Genomic DNA, 18,009 nt, shown 5'->3' with positions numbered 1-18,009 from the left:
CAGCGGCTGCTTTGCCACACACCGCCGTGCAGGCAAGCATGCTTCGCATGGGCGAAACGCTTTATCCGCACCGGCGCGCCATTGTGGCCACACTCGTGCTGTTGGCCGTTTCGCTCGCGGTGCTGTTCGCGATGGATCGCCCTCCAATCTGCACTTGCGGCGAGGTCAAGCTGTGGCACGGCGTGGTGCAATCTTCGGGCAACAGCCAGCACATCACGGACTGGTACAGCCCGAGCCATTTCATCCACGGCATCATCATGTACGGCCTTGCATGGCTGCTGTGGGACAAGTGGGCGCTTTTCGGCGGCAAGGTCGCCCCCTGGGCCCTGCCGATCGCGGTGCTGGTCGAGGCCGCCTGGGAAATCTCGGAGAACACACCCGCCGTCATCGATCGCTACCGCGAAGTGACGATCAGCTGGGGCTATTCCGGCGACAGCATCGTCAATTCGATGAGCGATATCGGCTGGATGATCGCAGGTTTCATGCTCGCTGCGCGCATCTCGTGGAAGGCGAGCGCTGCGCTCTCGGTGGTGCTCGAAGCGGTCGCCTTGTGGGCCATTCGCGACAATCTGACGCTGAATGTGATAATGCTGTTCTGGCCGATCGAGGCGATCCGCCAATGGCAAGGCATGGGCTGAGCCGCAGGAACCGGTCGGTCGCAGCACGGTTCTCCCTCTAACCAAAGGGGATTTTCATGCGTTTCGTACCGATTGCCGCGGCGCTCGCCGCCTTTTCAGCTTCGCCCGCGCTGGCACAGGACGGACCGCCCGTGCCGCCCGGCCCGCCGGCCGAAGGCGAGAGCGTGTTCGACGACACCTGGGTGAGCATCGGCATCGGTGCATCCTACGGGCCGTCCTACGACGGTTCGGACGACTATGTGATCTCCGTCTTGCCGGTGGTGCAGGGCAGCATCGAAGGCTTTTCGATCCGCCCGCGTCCGGCTGGCCTGATGATCGACCTCATCCGTGACAGGAGCGTGGACGGCGGCCCGACGGTCAGCTTCGGCCCGGCAATGCGGCTGCGCACCGACCGGGCCGACCAGATCGAGGACCCGGTAGTCATCGCCGCCGGCGAACTCGACCGTGCGTTCGAGATCGGCCCGAGTGCCGGGCTCAGCTTTCCCGGCGTGCTCAACCCGTTCGACAGCCTCAGCGTCGATGTCGATGCGCGCTGGGATGTTGCCGGTGCACATGGCGGCATGGTGATCGACCCGAGCATTTCCTACTTCACGCCGGTCAGCCGCGGTGCTGCCGTCTCTCTCTCGCTCGGCGCGGAATATGGGAGCGACGATTTCGCGGACTATTATTACTCGGTCAGCCCCGCCCAGTCGGTCGCGAGCGGATTGCCGACCTTCCAGGCAGATGGCGGTTTCAATTCGGTCAGCGTGAGCGCGCTCGGCGTGGTCGACTTCGATGGCGACCTGACCAACGGAGGCTTCGGCGCGGTTCTTATCGGCGGCTATTCGCGGCTGATCAACGATGCGGCGGACAGCCCCTACACCAGCCTCGTTGGCGACAGGGACCAGTTCTTCACTGCGGTCGGGATCGCCTATACCTTCTGATCGCCCTTTCGGTCGGCGTCATCGCCCGCCATTTCGCGCATCCGGCGTTCCACCCGGTCGATCTTCTCGCGCATCTTGCGGCTGAGAGGCACTCCGGCCGAGATCGGCAGGCTCTTCACATTGCCGATGTCGAGGCCGTAGATGCGATCGTCGGTGCCGAGATAGGCCTTGCCTTCGAGCCCGTCCTCCAGCTGGTCGAGGAGGCGATCGATGCTCGCCGGGTCGACCGACATGATCCACTCCTGATAGCTCGTGGAGAATGTCAGGTAGGCCAGCCCCTCGCTGCTCGGCTGCCGCTCGAGCCGGACAGTTCCGTGCCGCTCGATCCCGCCGCGATAGGCATGGTAGCGCTTCCAGCGAAGCCGGAGATGCGCGAACCCAGCCAGGACCGCGATCCCTCCCAAAATCCCGACGAATATGTTGATCGCCAACGGCGGCTGATCCTTGCCGAGCGGAAACATCCCCGCCGCGAGCGCGAGGAATCCAAACCCGACGACAATGGCCAGCAATCCACGCAAGAAGGCCGCCTCCCGATACTCTCGGAAGGCGGCCTTATAGCAAAGAGCCTAGCGAAGCCTTGCGATTATTCTTCGCTGGCCTTCGCGCCCTTGGCACCTTCGGCAAGCTGCGGACGCGGTGCAGGCAGCGGCGCGTCGCGGTCGCCGGTCTTCAGATAAGTGTCGAACCAGCGCATCATGCGCAGGTTGTAGTCGTAGCGGCTTGCCGCGAGACGGTTGCCGTGACCCTCGCCCGGATAGAGCACGAGGCGAACCGGAGTGTCGGGCTTGCGCACCTTGATGTTGCGGTAAAGCTCGTAGCTCTGGCTCGGCGCAACGCGGGTGTCTTCCGCACCGTGCATGATCAGGATCGGCGTCTCGGCCTTGTCGACGTGGTAGATCGGCGAGACTTCGAGCATGCCCATCCAGTTCTCCCACGGCCACTTGCGGCTGTGGACGTTGAACATCTCGACCGGGATGTCGGTCGTGCCGAACTTGCTGATCTGGTTCGAAATGCCGACGAACATGACGGCTGCGGCATATTCCTCGCTCAGCGCGGTCGCGCCCCATGCGCTGGCGTAGCCGCCGTAGGAACCGCCGGTGATGCCGGTGCGGTCGCCATCGGCAATACCTTCGGCCACGAGATGGCGCTTGGCATCGACGATGTCGTTGAACTCCTTGCCCGCATAGTCGTTCTGGTGGGCTTTCGAGAAGGCCGTGCCATAGGCGGTCGAGCCGCGGTAGTTCGGGTGGAACACGGCATAGCCTTCGCCTGCGCCGACCTGGCCGGGCATCGAATAGGCCGTCAGCCAGCCGTTCGAATAATGCGCTTCCGGACCGCCATGGACCATCATGATGGTCGGTGCGCCGCCAGCCGGTGCGCCGCCGAGCGGTTCGATCAGGATGCCCTCGACTTCCTGCCCGTCGCGCGCGGTGTAGGTCAGCGTGCGCTGGGTGGCGAAGTCGATTTCCGAGAGCCACGGGTTGTGCGTCGTCCAGCGCTGGAACGCGCCGTTGTTCCACACGAACAGCTCGGTCGGGTGGGTCGGGCTGTTGGCCGAAACCGCGATGGTGTTGCCTGCCGCCTCGACGCCGGTCAGGATCAGCGCGCCCGGATCGATTTCCTCGGCGACCGAGCCATCGGCGTTGTAGATGCGAAGGCGGCTCTGCGCGCCGACATGGATGACGGCGGCGAGGCGTCCGTCGGGTAGCCATTCGGCATCGACCGCGGCTTCGGCAGCGCCGGCGTTGAGCGCGCGGTAGTTACCGGTCGACACATCGACGAGGTGCAGCGTGGTGTCCGCCGGATCGTTGATATCGACGCCTGCGATCATCGAGAGCTGCGCGCCGTCGGGCGAAATCTCGACATCGCCGAGCTTGCCCGGGGTCTCGACCAGCGCGGTCACGCGGCCGCTCGTCAGGTCGATCACATGAGCGCGTTTGGCGGTGTAGCTGTCGTCGACATTCGGGGTCGGCGCGCTCTGCACGACACCGGTGCGACCATCGGATGCGATATCGAAGCTGCTGACATATCCCGGGATGACGATTTCCTGCGGCTCGCCATCGACATTCTCGCCGACGGTGGCGCGGAACAGGCGGTTGAGGCGGTCTTCTTCCTCGTAGACGACGGCGTTGAAGCCGCCCTTGCTCTGCGTGTCGCGCTGCTTGTCCGCCTCGGCACTGGCGAGCATGTAGATCGCGCTGCCGTCCGGCGCCCAGGCGTAGGAGCGAACGTTGGTGTCGGCGACTTCGGCGAGCTTGCGCTGCGCGCCGCCATAGACCGGCACGCCCCAAACGGCGCGCTTATCATCGTCCTTGGCCCAGACGAAGCTGACCATGCTGCCATCGGGCGAGAAGGTCACGCCCGACGGGCTGATGTCGGCCGGGAGGTAGGCCGCCGCGGTGTTCGGTGCAGTGGCGATCTTCAGTTCCTGGCGGAAGCTGCCATTGTCCTCACCCTCGGTCACGTCGGGCAGGCTGGCGGTCGTGTAGGCGACGCGGCTGCCATCGGGGGAGACGGCCATGGCGCCGACGCTTTCCAGCTTGGCGACATCTTCCGGGGTCATCGGGCGGGCTGCGGCGGTGGCGGCAATCGAAACCGAGCCGAGCAGGGTAGCGGCGAGCACAAGCTTGCGAGTCATAGGTAGGGGATTTCCTCTCGTGACGAACTGTTTCTGGAATGCGTCATACCGAAAGTGGTTTCACGCGCAACCGGATCGGGGAAGGTTCGAAGTACTTCGGGTGTGTCACAATCAAGCTTGTGCCGCGCGCCGCATGGCTGCATCACTTCAGGCAACAGGAGAGGACGTCATGCATTTCAAAACCATTCTCGCCGCAGGTGCGGCTCTCATCGCGACACCGGCGCTGGCCGACACGACGGTCATTCATGCTGGCTCGGTGATTACCGATGCTTCCGGCACGGCGACCGGACCCGCTACTATCACCGTGACCGACGGGCGCATCGTCAGCATTGTCGACGGCTTCCAGCCGACGCCCGAAGGCGCGACCATGGTCCACCTGCCCGACCACACAGTACTGCCGGGCCTGATCGACCTGCATACGCACCTTTCCGGGGACCCCAGTGGCGAGTTCTGGCGCGCGGCGACCAGTCCGCCCGAATGGTACACGCTGGTCGCGGCGAAGAATGCGCATATCACTGCAAAAGCGGGCTTCACCACCGTGCGCGATCTCGGCTCGCGCAGCGACCAGGTCACGCAATCGCTGCGCGCTGCGACAGCCGACGGGATGTTGCCGGGGCCGAGGATTGTGACCTCCGGCCGCACTATCGCGATCGTCGGCGGGCACGGGGACACCAACGGGTTCCGCCGCGAAGTCAACGACGCGCTCGGCACGAGCTTCGCCTGCACCGGGACGGTGCAATGCGCGGAAATGGTGCGGACCGCTTCGAAATACGGTGCCGACCTGATCAAGATCACGGCCACCGGCGGCGTGCTCAGCCAGCAGGGCCGCGGGCTCGAAGCGCATTTCTCCGATGCGGAGATGAAGGCGATTGTCGACACCGCCAATTCGCTCGGCCTCAAGGTCGCTGCGCACGCACATGGCGCACGCGGGATCGAAGCCGCGGCGCGCGCGGGCGTCCACACGATCGAGCACGGCACCTATATCGACGCGCAGGCGGGCAAGGTCATGCGCGAGAACGGTACGATCCTGGTGCCTACTTTGATGGCCTTCCAGGGGATCAAGGAAAACCTCGGGACCGGTTTCTACACCCCGGTGGTGGAAGAGAAGGTGCGCGCAGTCGGCCCATATGCCGAAAGCATTGTCCAGCGCGCCAACGAGTTCGGCGTAAAAGTCGCCTTCGGGACCGACGCCGGGGTCTTCCCGCACGGCGAGAACGCAGGCGAGCTTGCGCTTATGAAGGCCGGCGGGATGAGCGACCGGCAGGTGCTCGCCAGTGCGACGAGCGTCGCTGCCGAGGTGATCGGGATGGAGAACGAGATCGGCAAGCTCGCTCCGGGCTATTCGGCGGATATCATCGCGGTGAAAGGCAATCCGCTGACCGATGTCACCGTGCTCGAGGAAGTCGACTGGGTGATGGTGCGCGGCCGGGTCATCGAGTGATGCGTCTCGCCGGCGTGGCGCTTGCAGCTGCGCTCGTTTCCTCGCCCGCCCTCGCCGACCGGGTGCCGACATGCTCCAGCGAGCTCGTCGTCCTTGGAGCCGGGCAGGATGCCGGCGCGCCGCAGATCGGCAACGCGGATGACGATGGGCCGCGCCTGCTTCCCTCGTCGCTCGCGCTGATCGACCGGGCGGAAGGCAAGCGATACCTGTTTGACGCGACGCCCGCGATCACCGAGCAGCTGGCCGCGCTCGACCGGATCGAGCCGCCAAGCGAAGGGCTGGGGATCGACGGTGTCTTCCTGACCCATGCGCATATCGGCCATTACCTCGGCCTCGCCTATCTCGGGCGCGAGGCGGCTGGCGCGAAGGCCGTGCCGGTGCATGCCATGCCGCGCATGGCCGAGTTCCTGCGCAGCAACGGGCCGTGGAGCCAGCTGGTCGAACTCGGCAATATCGAGATCAGGGAGACGCGGAAGTCGCGTTGGTTTTTGCCCGCAGAAGAAGCGTGGAGGCCCGCCGAACCGCAGTTCCTGTCCACCGGCATCGCAGCCACGGCATTTCCTGTTCCGCACCGGGATGAATATTCGGAAACGGTCGGCTGGGTCGCGTTCAATCCCGACACCTTCAGTTTCCTCTACCTGCCCGACATCGATAGCTGGGAGGAATGGGAGGAGAAGTCGGCCTTATATTCGCTCGAAACCCAGATCGCGAGAGTGCAATATGCCTTCATCGATGCGACCTTCTGGGACGACAACGAACTGCTCGACGAAAACGGGGTGGGGCGCGACATGTCGGAGATCCCGCATCCGCGCGTAACCGAGACGATGGACCGGCTCCAGCACCTGCCGCCTCACGAGCGCGCGAAGGTGCATTTTATCCATTACAACCACACCAATCCGATCCGCGATCCCGACAGTGCGGAAAGCGCTGAGGTGCGCGAACGCGGCTTCAGGGTCGCGCGCGAAGGCATGCGCTTCTGCCTCGACTGAAACGGTCGGTCGAGGCGGCGATGCCGTTGGTCGACCCCCGCTCGCCCGTCCCGAGGTCCGTTCGTAGCCCGCTTGCATCGGTTAGCTCGGTGTATTAACTGGGCAACACACATCAATCCTCGGGGACCATCATGAAGACTATCCGCCTTGCCCTTCTCGCAACCGCTGCGTTCGCCCTTCCGGCAGCCCCTGCGCTTGCCGACGACCATGCCGAGACCGAGTTCGTCGAAGCCTCGCCCGAGGCCGAAAGCGAAGCGCTCTTCATGCTGTTCGAGGATGCCGACAAGCGCAGCCTCGAGCTGAACCCCATCGGCCGCCTGTTCCGCGGCGACACCACCAATGCCGACCGTCTGGGCGATTACCTGACCGATGCGATGTGGATCGCGGGCAAGCTCGACACGCAGCTCAACCTCGCGCTGCTCGCACAGATCGACCGCTCCAAGCTCGATGCGACCGGCCAGCTCGCCTACGACGTTTTCAAATACGACCAGGAACAGGCGCTCCAAGCCAGCACGGATGAAATCCGCGCACTGACCGAAGTGCGCCCGGTGAACCACTTCTCCGGCTTCCACACCTTCTACCCGACCTTCGCCAGCGGGCAGAGCGCGGCGCCGTTCAAGACCGTCGAGAATTACGAGGACAACCTCAGCCGTCACGACGACTACATCGCCATCAACGACCGCGCGATTGCGAAATTCCGCGAAGGCATGGACAGCGGCGTGGTCGAGACCAAGCTGACCATCGGCAATGTCATCAAGCAGTTCGACACGCAGCTCGCGATCCCGATCGCGGAATCGCAGTTCATGAAGCCGACCACCATGTTCCCGGAAGACTTCTCCGAGGAAGACAAGGCGCGCCTGACCGCAGCCTATGAAGCCAAGACGGCGGAAATCTACGCCGCGCACGAGCGCATGCGCGACTTCCTGCGCGACGAATATCTCGCGGTCGCACGCGAGGAAGTCGGCCTCAGCCAGATGAAGGGCGGCGACAAGCTCTATGCCCAGCTGATCGAGCAGACGACCACGCTGCCGCTGACTGCCGATTACCTCCACGACCTTGGCCTCAGCGAAGTCGCCCGCATCAAGGGCGAGATCGAGAAGGTGAAAGCGGAAGTCGGCTTCGAGGGCACGCTCAACGAGTTCTTCGACTACGTCCGCACCGACGAGCAGTTCAAGCCGGAAAGCCGCGAGTGGCTGACCGAGGACTATTATCGCATCGGGCGCGAAGTCGACGAGAAGATCGGCGAGTACTTCTCCGTGCTCCCGGTCACCCCGCTCGAGATCAAGCCCTACGATCCGGCGATCGAGCAGTTCAGCGCGGGCGGTTCCTACCAGCAGGGCGCCCCCGACGGTTCGCGCCCCGGCACTTTCTACTTCAACGCCTACGACCTGCCGAGCCGCCTTACGACCGGCAACGTCACGCTCTACCTGCACGAAGGCGCGCCGGGCCACCACTTCCAGATCAGCCTCGCGCAGGAAAACGAGGCGCTGCCTGCTTTCATGCGCTTCGGTGGCACCACCGCCTTCATCGAGGGCTGGGCGCTCTATTCCGAGACGCTCGGCTACGAAATGGGCTTCTTCGATGATCCGTGGAACCGCTATGGCACGCTGCAGGACGAGCAGCTTCGCGCCATGCGCCTCGTCGTCGACACGGGCCTGCATTCCAAGGGCTGGAGCCGCGACCAGGCAATCGAATTCATGCTCGAAAATTCGGGCATGACCCGGACCGAAGTGGTCTCGGAAGTCGAGCGCTACATTGCGATCCCGAGCCAGGCGCTCGCCTACAAGGTCGGCGCGCTCAAGATCCAGGAACTGCGCCAGAAGGCCGAAGCCGAACTGGGCGAGGATTTCGATATCAAGGAATTCCACAACCAGGTGCTCGGCACCGGTGCGCTTCCGCTCGCGGTGCTCGAACAGAAGATCAACCGCTGGATTGAGGCCTCGAAGTAAAGCTTTAGGCGGGAGGCATGGACAGCGTGCCTGCCTCCCGCCACAAGCTGCGCCGATGAGCGACGACATGATCTGGTGGGGCGGCAAGCTCCCGCCCCTCGAACCGATGACCTCGCTGGGCGAGGGCTGCATGCCGGGTTTCCTCGGCATCGAATTCCTCGAAGCCGGCAATGACTGGGTTACCGCCCGCATGCCGGTGAACGAGCGCACGCAGCAGCCGTTCAAGCGCCTGCATGGCGGAGCCTCGGTCGTGCTTGCCGAAACCATCGGCTCGGTCGCGGCGAGTTTCTGCATCGACCGCGAAAAATTCGTAGCGGTCGGCATGGAGATCAACGCCAACCACGTGCGCCCGGCCTATTCGGGCTACGTCACCGCGAAGGCGGAGGCGGTGAACATCGGTCGCACGACGCAGATCTGGTCGATCCGCATCACCGACGATACCGGAAAGCTTGTTTGCATTTCGCGCCTGACCATGGCGGTCATCCCGCAGGAGCGCCGCTAGGCGGCAGCCGGGACGGGCATTGCCTTGCCCTGTTTCTCCGCCCGCTTCCGGCCGCGCTCGATCTCTTTCTTCAGGTCGCGGACGTAGTCGTCGAAGTCGAGCTGGATCGTGTGCCGGCGCGCCTTGTAGTACTGGCCGGTGTGATATTCCTCGTCCGCCGCGATGATCGCGTGCATCGTCTCAGGCGGTGGCGGGGCATATTCCCCTGCGAGATAGGCCGCGACCAGCTTGGACTGCTGCTCGGCGAAATTGACCAGCGTCGGCAGAGGCTGGGCTAACCCCATGTAGAACAGGTCCGGCACCTCCGGCTTCATGATCCGCTTGAACAGCGGCGGCGGGCGGTTGTCGGCATCCGCCTTGAACGAAGGTTCGTCGAAGAAGGGGAAGCTGATGTCGTAGCCTGTCGCCCAGACGATCACATCGATCTGCTCGCGCGTGCCGTCGGTGAAGACGACCCCGTCGCCGTCGAGCTTCTCGATCGCGGGCTTGACCGTCAGGTCGCCCGATCCGGCCCGAAGCAGGAACTCGCCCGACACGGTGCCGTGGCTTTCGAACGGGCCGATTTCCGGTTCGGGCAGGCCGTAATCGCTCATCTTGCCGACGAGGTTCTTGACCATGCGCGCGCCGAGCCACTGGCGCACCTTCTTGGGCATCCATGCAGGCGCCGGGTTCTTGTCGAGCGGCTGGCCGCGAAAGTATTTCGGGAAGATCCACACGCCGCGCCGAGTCGATACGAACAGCTTGTCCGCCATGGGCCGCTGCGAAAGCTCGCTTGCGATATCCATCGCAGAATTGCCCATGCCGACGACCAGTACGCGCTTGCCAACGCAATCGACAGGCTCGAACGGGCTGCGGTAGCTGTGGGAATGCAGCTGTTCGCCGGTGAACTCGCCCGGGTAATCCGGGATGCGCGCGGCCCAGTGGTGCCCGTTGGCGACCGCGAGCGCATCGTAGCTGCGCGTCTCGCCGCTCGAGAGGGTGATGTCCCACCCGCCGCCTTCGCGCCGTTTCGCTTTCTCGACCCGCGTGTTGAAGGTGATGTGTTCGCGCAGGCCGAAGTGATCCACGTAGTCGTGAAAATACTGCAGCAGCTGCGAATGATGCGGGTAGTCGGGCCAGTCGTCGGGAACCGGATAGTCCTCGAACGCGAAGCGCCATTTCGAGGTGTCGATATGCAGGCTCTTGTAGCAGGCGGACATGCCGTTCGGATTGTCGAAATACCAGTTGCCGCCGATGTCGTCCGAGGCTTCGAAAATGTCGAAGGGGATGCCGAAGTCCTGCAGCCGCTTGGCCGTGGTAAAGCCCGAACAGCCCGCGCCGATTATGCAGACGCGCGGAAGGGCGCTCATGCCAGCGCCTCGGACAGGTTCTCGAAGCCGCGCAGGAAGTCTTCCTTGAAGTCCTGCACGACCGCGCCCGCGCCGCGCACTTCGCGCACGAGGCCGACGCCCTGGCCGACGAAATAGGTGCACAGCGCCTGCGCCTGCGGGTTCCCGTTGACCGCTGCCTTGTCGATCGCGCGCAGCACCGGTTCGGACAGCAGCATCATCAGCGGCATGGGGAGGGCGGGCATGCCCTGTTCCTCCCACCGCGCATGCCAGCCGGAACGCAGCTGGCGGCTGTACTTGCCGGTACGGTGCTTGGAGCGGATGGTGTCGCGGCTGGTCGCCTCGACCATCTTCTCGCGGAAGACTTCGTTGGTCTCGGATTCGCTGGTGGCGAGCCACACGCTTCCGCACCATGCGCCCGCCGCGCCCATCGCCATCATCCCGGCCATCTGCCGGCCATTCATGATGCCGCCTGCCGCGAGGACGGGAATGTCCTTGCCCGCTTCCTCGATCGCTTCGAGTACTTCGGGGATCAGCACGATGGTCGAGACCTCGCCGCAGTGCCCGCCGCCTTCGCCGCCTTGTGCGACGATGATGTCGACCCCGGCCTCGATCTGCTTCATCGCATGCTCCTTCGCACCGACGAGCGCCGCGACGGGGATGCCGTGCTTCTTGCCTGCAGCGATCATTTCCGGCGGTGCGGTCCCGAGTGCATTGGCGATCAGCCGGACCGGGTGGTTGAAGCTGACTTCGAGCAATTCCTGCCCGAGCGAGGTATTGGGGCGCTGCGATCCGCCGAGCGGCGAAGTTCCGTCGTCGCTGATCCCCGCTTCGCTCAGGATCTGGCGCGTGAAGTCGCGATATTCGCTCGGGATCAGGGCGACGATCTCGTCGGAGGTGACCTGCTTTTCGACCGCCTGCACTTCGGGGATGAGCACGTCGACGCCGTAGGGCTTGCCATCCACGTGATCGTCGATCCAGGCAAGTTCCTGTTCGAGCTGTTCGGGCGTGAAGCTCACCGCGCCCAGCACTCCGAAGCCGCCTGCGCGACTCACGGCGGCGACCACGTCGCGGCAATGCGAAAAGGCGAACAGCGGGAATTCGCATCCCACCATCTCGGTCATCCGGAACGGCATAATTTCTCTCCCTTTGGACCAAGGGTTTAACGAACGCGCCGGGACGAGCAACAGGCCATGCGAAGTTTGACCTCGATCAATGTATAGTGGCGCGGGGGCGCGCATGATTGCGAAAGTGAGAGAGGAGCGCGCAATGAACGCGATGGAAGAGATTATCGGCAAGCAGTCCGGCGGCCATGTCGACGTGCTGATCGTCGGGGCGGGTATTTCCGGCATCGGCTCGGCCTACCACCTGCAGGACCAGTGCCCGGACAAGAGCTATGTGATCCTCGAGATGAAGGACACTTTCGGCGGCACGTGGGAGACGCACAAATATCCCGGCGTGCGCTCGGACAGCGACCTCTACACTTTCGGATACCGCTTCAAGCCGTGGGTCGGCGCGCCGATCGCGAGCGCGGAGGAAATTCTCAAATACATGGGCGAGGTGATCGACGAGAACGGCATCGGCGATCACATCCGCTACGGCCACCGGATCGATCGCTGCAGCTTCTCGCGCGAGACCGACCTGTGGACCGTCGAGGCGACCCGCCTGTCGGACGGGGAGCGGATGGTCTTCACCTGCAACTTCCTGTGGATGTGCCAGGGCTATTACGACCACAAGACGCCCTACATCCCGCCGGAATGGCAGGATAAGGGCCTGTCGGATTTCAAGGGCGACTTCGTCCATGCACAGAAGTGGGACCCCGATTACGACTATGCCGGCAAGCGCGTGCTGGTCATCGGATCGGGCGCAACGGCGGCGACGGTCGTCCCGGCCTTTGCCGAGAAGGCGGAGCACGTCACCATGCTCCAGCGCTCGCCGACCTATTTCTTCTGCAGCGAGAACAAGAACGAGCTGGCCGACCGACTGCGCGAGGTCGGCGTCGACGAACCGACCGTGCACCGCGTGGTGCGCCAGCAGATCATGTACGACCAGGACATGCTGACCAAGCGCTGCCTCGAGGAGCCCGAGGCGGTCTTCGAGGAGCTGAAGGAACTCGTGCGCGCCTTCACCGGCAAGCCGGACTTCGAGTTCGAACCGCACTTCACCCCGAAATATCGCGTGTGGCAGCAGCGCCTCGCCTTCTGTCCGGAGGGCGACGTGTTTCGGTGCGCGGTCGAGGGCAAGCTTACAGTCGTAACCGACACCATCGACCGCTTCACCGAGAAGGGTGTCATGACCTCCTCGGGCGAGGAGATCGAGGCCGACCTGATCGTTGCGGCGACCGGTTTCCAGCTGTCCGTGATGGGTGACATCCCCTTCTTCGTCGATGAAAAGCAGGTCGATTGGCACGACACCGTGACCTATCGCGGGATGATGTTCACCGGCGTGCCGAACATGGTGTGGGTCATGGGTTATTTCCGCGCCAGCTGGACGCTGCGCGTCGACATGCTCGGCGATTTCGTGTGCTCGCTGCTCAACCACATGGACGAGCAGGGCGCGCGCCGCGTCGAAGTGCAGTTCCGGCCGGAGGACAAGGACATGGAGCTCTTGCCCTGGATCGAGGCGGACAACTTCAATCCGGGCTACCTGATGCGCGGGCTCGACAAGATGCCGCGCCGCGGGGACAAGCCCGAGTGGCGGCACAACCAGGACTACTGGACCGAGCGGGTCGAGATTCCCGCGATCGACCTCGACGGTCCAGAATTCGCCTACACGGCGACTCCGCAATCCGCCGAAGCCGACATGGCGCATGCCGACTGACCGCGCCGGAGGACCAAAATGACCGAACCGCTCGATCTCGTCGGCTGGAGCGCGCTGCTGCTCGGCCTGTTCGCGATATCCGTGTCCATCGGCGCATTCCGCCAGCCGGGCCTGTGGCGCAAGATGATCGACGAGGTCGACCGCTCGCCCGCGCTGCAATTGCTCAGCGGCTTCATGGAGCTGTTCGTCGGTGCCGCGATCTACCTCGCGGCCCCATGGACCAGCGGCGACCTGCTGGCGCAGGTGATGAAGGTGATCGGCGCGCTGATGATGGCCGAGGCGCTCGTCGTGATGGCGATCTGCGATCTCTACATGCAGGTCTGGCTCAAGAACCTCGCCGCGATCCATCGTTTCTGGACCGGCGTGACGTTCCTGTGCGGCCTCGCGCTCGCGGGCGCTGCCATGCTGCGGATCGCCTGAGCTAGCCGCGCTTCTCCAGCTTCACCGGCATTTCGGTGAAGGCCCTGAGGAACGGGCTCGCTAGGCGGGTCGGCTTGCCCTGCGGCACGATCCTCCAGCCGCGCGCCACGATCTCCTCGATGATCGTGGCGATCTGGATTTCCGCGAGCCGCGCACCGACGCAGCGGTGGATGCCATGGCCGAAGGCGAGATGGCGGCGCGCATTGCTGCGCGCGACATCGAACTTCTCCGCGTCCGGGAAAACGCTCTCGTCGCGATTGGCGGAGATGTACCACATGACGACCTTCTCGCCCGCCGGGATGTGCTGGCCGCCTAGTTCGGTGTCGCGCGTCGTCGTGCGGCGCATGTGGAGTACGGGCGACTGCCAGCGAATGATTTCCTGCGCGGCATTGGGAATGAGCGCGGCATCGCCGTGCAGCGCATCGAGCTGGTCGGGATAGGTGTCGAGCGCCTCGACCAGCCCGCTGATCGAATTGCGCGTCGTGTCGTTTCCGCCGACGATCAGCAGGGCGATATTGGCGAGCCGTTCCATCGGGGTGAGGTTCCCCATGGCATCGGAATGGACCATGCGGCTCAGCAGGTCGTCGGTCGGCGGTGCCTGGCGGCGTTCTTCCAGAAGCTCGTCGAAGCGGGCGAGCATGGCCTGCATCTGGACCATCCACTCGGCGCGGAATTCGTCGGTATTGCTGCTCTCGCTCACGCCCCCGGCATAGTCCGACCAGCGTTTGAGGTCGGCAGCTTCCTCGTCCGGGTCCATCCCGAACAGGATGCAGAGCATGCCCATGGTCTGCGGAATCGAGACCTGCGAGACCCAATCGAAAGTTTCGCCCAGCGGCAGCTTGTCGAGCAAGTAGGAGCAGCGTTCGCGCACCTGCAGCTCGCGCATCTTCATCTGGCTCGGCGCGAAGGCCGGCTGGATGACCTTGCGCTGTGCCGTGTGAACCGGCGGGTCCGAGGCGATGAAATTGGGCAGATTGCTCTCGGGCGGCGGGTCGGTGATGGTGATGTTGCCGTTCTTCCAGCTCGAGGAGAAAGTCTCGTGATCGAGCTCGACTGCACTCACCAGGTCATGCGTGACGACCGACCAGTAGGGGCCATAGGGGCTTTCCGGGCAATAGCTGACCGGCATCTCGCGGCGCAGGAGCTTGAATGGCTCTCGCCAGCTGTCCTCCACGTATAGCGCTTCGCGGCTGACATCGACCGGCGCGATCGCGCGCCCTTCCTTTGCGGCTGTGGCCATCGCCTTCTCCTCTCTCCGACAAGAAAGGTTGCATAGGAGGACGAATCTGTCACGTTGAATCGGGCCAGTCGTAGGGAGAGATGATGTGGCGAGCGAAGCACTCGTGATCGACAAAGATGCGCTGAAAAGGAAATACGCGGAAGAACGCGACAAGCGCCTGCGCGACGATGCGTCGGAGCAGTACATCCGGCTCGAAAGCGAATTCTCCGACCTCGCCACCGACCCCTACCTGCCGGTCCAGCAGCGCGACCCGGTCACCGACCATGTCACCTTCGCCTTCGTCGGCGGCGGCTTTGCAGGCCTGTGCGTCGGTGCGCGGCTGAAGCAGGCGGGCTACGACAGCGTGCGATTGATCGACAAGGGCGGCGACTTCGGCGGAACCTGGTACTGGAACCGCTATCCCGGTGCGCAGTGCGACACGGCGAGCATGATCTACATGCCGCTGCTCGAAGAAACCGGCCACATGCCGAGCGAGAAATACGCCCACGCGCCCGAAATCCGCGAACATTGCGCGCGCATCGGCAAGCAGTTCGGGCTCTACGAACACGCGCTGTTCCACACGCAGGTCACCGGCCTCGAATGGGACGAGGACGCCAAGCTATGGGTGATCGAGACCGATCGCGGCGATCGCTTCACCGCGAAATATGTCGGCATGGGCACCGGACCACTGCACGTCGCCAAGCTGCCGGGCCTCGAAGGGATCGAGCGCTTCAAGGGCAAGAGCTTCCACACCAGCCGATGGGACTACGCCTACACCGGCGGCACGCCCGAAGGCGCCCCGATGGACAGACTGGCCGACAAGCGCGTCGCCATCATCGGCACCGGCGCAACCGCCGTCCAGTGCGTGCCCGAGACGGCGAAATACGCCAAGGAACTGACCGTCTTCCAGCGCACCCCGTCATCGGTCGATGTGCGCGCCAACGAGCCGATCGACGAGGACTGGTTCGCCGGTGTCGCCGAAGAAGGCTGGCAGAAGAAGTGGCAGGAAAACTTCACTGCCCATTTCGGCATGGGCATGCCAGCGGAAGACCTCGTCAACGACGGCTGGACCGATCTCGCCAAGCGCATCCGCAAGAACATGACCAAGGTCCCGATGGACCAGTGGACGCCGGAAAAGATGATGGCCGCCTTCGAGGATGCGGACTTCGAAAAGATGGAGGAAATCCGCCAGCGGGCCGCCGCCCTGGTCGACGATCCTGAAACGGGCGAGGCACTCAAGGCGTGGTATCGCCAGCTGTGCAAGCGCCCGTGCTTCCACGACGAATATTTGCAGGCCTTCAACCGCCCCGGCGTGAAGCTGGTCCATACCGACGGGCAGGGCGTCGAACGCATCACCGAAAAGGGCGTGGTCGCAAACGGCAAGGAATACGAGGTCGACTGCATCATCTACGCTTCGGGCTTCGAGGTGTGGACCGACTTCGAAAGCCGCACCGGCTTCGACCCGGTCGGACGCGGCGGCAAGAAGCTGTCCGATCACTGGGGCGAGGCGATGCGCACGCTGCACGGGCTCCAGATGCACGGTTTCCCGAACCTCTTCCTCGTCCAGGCGACGCAGGGAGCGGCGTTCATTGCAAACTATCCGCACAACCTCGTCGACCACGCCGACACCATCGCGGCGATCGTCTCGCACATGGAAAGCGAAGGACTGAGCACGGCCGAACCGAGCGCCGAAGCCGAGCAGAAATGGCTCGACTTCCTGCTCACCGGTCGCGGCAATGCCTTGAGCAATACCGAGTGCACGCCCGGCTATTACAACAACGAAGGCAAGGGCCTGCGCGAGCGGGACAAGTACAACCTCGGCCACCCGGGCGGCGCGCTGGCGTTCTTCAGCCACATCGACGCGTGGCGCAAATCGGGCAAGTTCGAGGGGCTGGAATTCGCCTAACGCGCCTGCGGCTCTTCGCACTGTGAAAGGGCCGCTGGTTTCTCGATGATCTGCCGGGCGCGTGCCCAGTCGCCGTGCAACCATGCTTGCCGTGCATCTTCGCTGTCGGGCAGCACCACCGGCATCGACTTGCAGCCCAGCTGTCTCGCCAACCCGCGCGCCTCGACGGTGAGCAGGGCGAAGCCCGGCACCTCGTCGTCCTTCCACACGCCGGCCATGGCGAAAACACCGACGCCTTCCGGCGCGAACCGATGCTTCAGCCTCCGCCCCTCGTAATCGGTCCCGTCGCCCCATTCCATGAAGGCGGTCGCAGGGACGAGGCAGCGAAACTCGCTGTTGCGCAAATTGCCGATCCAGAACGGGCTGTCGGGGTTCCGCACTGTCGCGACCAAGCGTGTCTGGTCGCCTGCGGACGGCGGAGGCATCACGCCCCACAGGCGCGGCACCATGCGCGGCGCAAGCGGCTTTCCCGCTGGCCGCGGCCCTGCAACGAATTCGCGGCCCGCAGTAATGACCGGCGCGAACTTTGCCGGCGTGCAATAACCCCCGGCCCATGGATCGTCCCCGACCCGCGCGCCGAAGCGCCGCGCCACATCGGCGGCATTGGCATCGAGGCGATAGAGCAGCGTCACGCCGTGCGGCCTAGACGCGCGAGCGGCGAGGGTCTATCGCTTGGGCCATCCCCGGGGAGCCAGCTTGTGGCTGAGAGGGGCGGGATAAGCGCCGCCCGACCCGTTGAACCTGAACCGACTAGCATCGGCGGAGGGAGTGGGCGGCCAATGCGAGAACCGCTCCGCCTTTTCCGATGCGAGGAGAGGACGAAGCCGTGGCCACTGCAGCCGATATACCTGCCTGGATCGCCCTGTTCCTCGGGCTCTACGTGCTTGCGGCATGCGTGGCCGAACTGCGCTCGCCCGGCGGGTGGGATAGCATGGTCGAGGAGCTCGAGCGGTCTTTCCTCCTGCGCCTGATGGCAGGCGTGATCGCGCTGACCCTCGGCGCGGCGATCTATCTCGTCTCTCCGTGGCGACCGGGCGACTGGCTGAGCATCCTCGTCTCCGTCATCGGTGGCCTCGCGGTTGCCAAGGGCCTGCTGATCATCGCGGCGGGCGACAGGTTCCTTTCCATCTACAACCGAATGTTCAAGGGCCGGACGCGGGCGATCGCGGGCATCGACGCCGTACTCGGCGCAGCCCTGCTTTTCGTCGCGCTCTCGCGCCTCCAGACCATCTGACA

General features: G+C 64.4%; 16 protein-coding genes and 1 riboswitch. Of the genes, 10 read left to right on the top strand and 6 right to left on the bottom strand.

The features are described from left to right. Positions 1 to 38 precede the first annotated feature (38 nt). Both EO245_RS13180 and EO245_RS13175 read left to right on the top strand, forming a co-directional pair. Positions 39 to 638, top strand: coding sequence for a DUF2585 family protein (locus EO245_RS13180; RefSeq protein ID WP_370246161.1), 600 nt, complete (start codon positions 39 to 41; stop codon positions 636 to 638). 56 nt (positions 639 to 694) lie between these two features. Then, the gene (locus EO245_RS13175) at positions 695 to 1,561 is read left to right on the top strand and encodes a MipA/OmpV family protein (protein ID WP_128893357.1); all 867 of its coding nucleotides are present in this window, start codon (positions 695 to 697) and stop codon (positions 1,559 to 1,561) included. On the opposite strand, the gene EO245_RS13170 is transcribed toward EO245_RS13175, so the two are convergent. Together EO245_RS13170 and EO245_RS13165 are read right to left on the bottom strand one after the other, a co-directional pair. Continuing rightward, complete coding sequence (locus EO245_RS13170; RefSeq protein WP_128893356.1) at positions 1,549 to 1,992, bottom strand: hypothetical protein; 444 nt, start codon at positions 1,990 to 1,992, stop codon at positions 1,549 to 1,551. The genes EO245_RS13175 and EO245_RS13170 overlap by 13 nt on opposite strands. 152 nt (positions 1,993 to 2,144) lie before the next feature. Further along, a complete protein-coding gene (locus EO245_RS13165; protein ID WP_128893355.1) occupies positions 2,145 to 4,199 on the bottom strand; it encodes a S9 family peptidase in 2,055 nt (684 codons plus the stop codon). A 169-nt stretch (positions 4,200 to 4,368) separates the two neighbouring features. On the opposite strand from EO245_RS13165, the gene EO245_RS13160 reads away from it, so the two are divergent. The 4 genes from EO245_RS13160 to EO245_RS13145 all read left to right on the top strand — a co-directional run bounded on the left by EO245_RS13160 (position 4,369) and on the right by EO245_RS13145 (position 9,080). Next, entirely contained in the window at positions 4,369 to 5,640 is a 1,272-nt protein-coding gene (locus EO245_RS13160) for an amidohydrolase family protein (protein ID WP_128893354.1), read from the top strand. Next, the gene (locus EO245_RS13155; protein ID WP_128893589.1) at positions 5,640 to 6,629 is read left to right on the top strand and encodes an MBL fold metallo-hydrolase; all 990 of its coding nucleotides are present in this window, start codon (positions 5,640 to 5,642) and stop codon (positions 6,627 to 6,629) included. The genes EO245_RS13160 and EO245_RS13155 overlap by 1 nt, the downstream gene beginning before the upstream one ends. A 131-nt stretch (positions 6,630 to 6,760) precedes the next feature. Continuing rightward, positions 6,761 to 8,578, top strand: coding sequence for a DUF885 family protein (locus EO245_RS13150; protein WP_128893353.1), 1,818 nt, complete (start codon positions 6,761 to 6,763; stop codon positions 8,576 to 8,578). Between the two features lie 55 nt (positions 8,579 to 8,633). After that, a complete protein-coding gene (locus tag EO245_RS13145) occupies positions 8,634 to 9,080 on the top strand; it encodes a hotdog fold thioesterase (RefSeq protein WP_234026904.1) in 447 nt (148 codons plus the stop codon). On the opposite strand, the gene EO245_RS13140 is transcribed toward EO245_RS13145, so the two are convergent. Continuing rightward, positions 9,077 to 10,429, bottom strand: coding sequence for an NAD(P)/FAD-dependent oxidoreductase (locus tag EO245_RS13140; RefSeq protein WP_128893352.1), 1,353 nt, complete (start codon positions 10,427 to 10,429; stop codon positions 9,077 to 9,079). The two genes, EO245_RS13145 and EO245_RS13140, sit on opposite strands and share 4 nt — an antisense overlap. Continuing rightward, positions 10,426 to 11,544 carry a nitronate monooxygenase family protein gene (locus EO245_RS13135; protein ID WP_128893351.1) on the bottom strand — a complete coding sequence of 373 codons (1,119 nt, stop codon included), beginning with the start codon at positions 11,542 to 11,544 and terminating at the stop codon, positions 10,426 to 10,428. The genes EO245_RS13140 and EO245_RS13135 overlap by 4 nt, the downstream gene beginning before the upstream one ends. Before the next feature lie 133 nt (positions 11,545 to 11,677). On the opposite strand from EO245_RS13135, the gene EO245_RS13130 reads away from it, so the two are divergent. Both EO245_RS13130 and EO245_RS13125 read left to right on the top strand, forming a co-directional pair. Beyond that, positions 11,678 to 13,228: an NAD(P)/FAD-dependent oxidoreductase gene (locus EO245_RS13130; RefSeq protein ID WP_164931333.1), complete on the top strand. Its 1,551-nt coding sequence runs from the start codon at positions 11,678 to 11,680 to the stop codon at positions 13,226 to 13,228. Positions 13,229 to 13,246: 18 nt separating this feature from the next. Further along, complete coding sequence (locus EO245_RS13125; RefSeq protein ID WP_128893350.1) at positions 13,247 to 13,648, top strand: hypothetical protein; 402 nt, start codon at positions 13,247 to 13,249, stop codon at positions 13,646 to 13,648. A gap of 1 nt (position 13,649) precedes the next feature. On the opposite strand, the gene EO245_RS13120 is transcribed toward EO245_RS13125, so the two are convergent. Continuing rightward, positions 13,650 to 14,888: a cytochrome P450 gene (locus tag EO245_RS13120; RefSeq protein ID WP_128893349.1), complete on the bottom strand. Its 1,239-nt coding sequence runs from the start codon at positions 14,886 to 14,888 to the stop codon at positions 13,650 to 13,652. An 85-nt stretch (positions 14,889 to 14,973) separates the two neighbouring features. On the opposite strand from EO245_RS13120, the gene EO245_RS13115 reads away from it, so the two are divergent. Then, entirely contained in the window at positions 14,974 to 16,773 is a 1,800-nt protein-coding gene (locus tag EO245_RS13115) for an NAD(P)/FAD-dependent oxidoreductase (protein WP_234026903.1), read from the top strand. Here EO245_RS13115 and EO245_RS13110 read toward each other — a convergent pair. Then, complete coding sequence (locus tag EO245_RS13110) at positions 16,770 to 17,405, bottom strand: SOS response-associated peptidase family protein (protein WP_128893348.1); 636 nt, start codon at positions 17,403 to 17,405, stop codon at positions 16,770 to 16,772. The two genes, EO245_RS13115 and EO245_RS13110, sit on opposite strands and share 4 nt — an antisense overlap. A 42-nt stretch (positions 17,406 to 17,447) precedes the next feature. After that, positions 17,448 to 17,558: riboswitch (TPP riboswitch) on the top strand. A 41-nt stretch (positions 17,559 to 17,599) separates the two neighbouring features. Here EO245_RS13110 and EO245_RS13105 point away from each other — a divergent pair. After that, a complete protein-coding gene (locus EO245_RS13105; protein WP_128893347.1) occupies positions 17,600 to 18,007 on the top strand; it encodes a hypothetical protein in 408 nt (135 codons plus the stop codon). Positions 18,008 to 18,009 lie beyond the last annotated feature (2 nt).

Source organism: Erythrobacter sp. HKB08 (genome assembly GCF_004114695.1).
Taxonomy (GTDB): Bacteria; Pseudomonadota; Alphaproteobacteria; order Sphingomonadales; family Sphingomonadaceae; genus Parerythrobacter_A.
Note: the sequence above shows the minus strand (reverse complement) of the source record. Positions and strands in the feature narration are given on the sequence as shown.